Genomic DNA, 1,644 nt, shown 5'->3' with positions numbered 1-1,644 from the left:
GCCTTTTGTTAACCGGCAATCATGCCGAACACGGCTCCCACGCCGCCGCGAATGCCGGCACCCGGCTTTCCGTGCCGGTGCGGCCGCCGTTCAACGTGCTGAACCGGCCCTTCCTCACGGCCTTCAACGCGGCCTACCGCTGGAAAAAGGGCAAGTCCGCGGTCCCACGCCAAGCGGGCTATCAGGGCTTCTTCTTTCCGCTCGACGGCGTCCGCGACTGGAACCGGCTCTACGGGCCGCGCGGGCTTTTCCAGCACCAGAGCGTGGTGCCGGAGGAGAAGGCCCGCCGCATCGTGCCCGCGCTGCTCGAGGCGGCGCGACGGGCGGGGCAGGGATCGTTCCTGACGGTGCTCAAGCGCTTCGGCGATGTCCGCTCGCCGGCGCTGCTGTCGTTCCCGCGGCCGGGCTACACGCTGACGCTCGATTTCCCCAACCGGGGTGAAAGGACGTTGCGGCTGCTTGCCCAGCTCGACCGCATCACGGTTGAGGCGGGCGGGGCGGTGAACCCCTACAAGGATGCCCGGATGGGGCCTGAGACATTCGCCGCATCGTTCCCGCATTGGCGACGGATGGAGGCGCTTCGCGACCCGGCTTTCCTATCAAGCTTCTGGGCGCGTACCGCCAAGAGACTGGAGATCGGACAAGGAAGAGCTGAGGCCGCGGAATAGGTAAAAGTCGAATAGATCATGGTAAACAAAGTGTTACGCCATGGTTTACTTAAAACACTGGTGTGGGTTCACGAAATATTGGCAGGTTTGTAATAGGACCGCCCAAGGGGGCGGGGTGGCAACAATGAAATACATAGTCTTCATTCTCTTCACGGTCATGACCAATGCCGCAGCGCAGCTGATGCTGAAGCAGGGCATGATGTCGATGGGGCCGATCTCCTTCGAAGGTGTCAATCCGCTCGTCAGGCTGCTGCAGATCGTGTTCAGCCCATGGGTGTTCCTCGGTCTGTGCACCTTCGTCATCTCGATGGCGTCGCATCTCTATGTGCTGTCCAAGGTCGAGCTCAGCTTCGCCTATCCGTTCCTCAGCCTCGCCTATGTCGCCGTGGCGATCTTTGCCTATTTCGTCTTCCGCGAGGACCTCAATGGCTGGCGCATCGCCGGAATCGCCTGCATCTGCGTCGGCACGATCCTGATCGCCCAGAGTGGCAGAGAAATGGGTGGCCACGGGCATGAGGAGCAGACCGCTTCCATCGCCTCCGACAAAATCCAGACAAGCGAGATCGTTCGATGAGACATGTGATTTTCGGCGGCGACGGTTTCGTCGGCCGTCACCTTGCGCCCAAGCTCGTCGCCGATGGCGAGACTGTCGTCGTCGCCGACATCGTGAAGAGCGACCTGCCGCATTACCGTTCGATGCGCTTCATCACCTGCGATGTGACCGATCCGGCCCCGGTCGCGGCGGTCGGGCTCAAGGCGGACGATATGGTCTACAATCTGTCGGCCAAGATGCTGTCGCCGATCCAGGTGCGCGCCAAGCGGCATGATTTCTTCTTTCCAGTGAACTTCCACGGCACCGAGAACATCATCCAGGCGATGGACAAGGCCGGCGCCTCGAAGCTCGTCCACTACACGACCGACATGATCTACGGCCACACGGTGGTGCTGCCGATGACCGAGGACCATCCGGTCGCGC

At 61.9% G+C, this 1,644-nt stretch carries 2 protein-coding genes and 1 pseudogene; all 3 read left to right on the top strand.

Annotation, left to right across the window (positions count from 1 at the left end; translation table 11 throughout):
- Positions 1-668 (top strand): annotated as a pseudogene (locus EOA28_RS35180) (FAD-binding oxidoreductase); the annotation flags it as partial.
- 124 nt (positions 669-792) lie between these two features.
- Positions 793-1,242: an EamA family transporter gene (locus EOA28_RS35175; RefSeq protein ID WP_126082158.1), complete on the top strand. Its 450-nt coding sequence runs from the start codon at positions 793-795 to the stop codon at positions 1,240-1,242.
- A partial coding sequence (locus EOA28_RS35170) for an NAD(P)-dependent oxidoreductase (protein WP_148671079.1) occupies positions 1,239-1,644 on the top strand: 406 nt, incomplete at its 3' end. The genes EOA28_RS35175 and EOA28_RS35170, both read left to right, overlap by 4 nt.

Source organism: Mesorhizobium sp. M2A.F.Ca.ET.067.02.1.1 (assembly GCF_004023285.1).
GTDB lineage: Bacteria > Pseudomonadota > Alphaproteobacteria > Rhizobiales > Rhizobiaceae > Mesorhizobium.
This window is presented reverse-complemented; position numbering and strand designations above follow the sequence as displayed.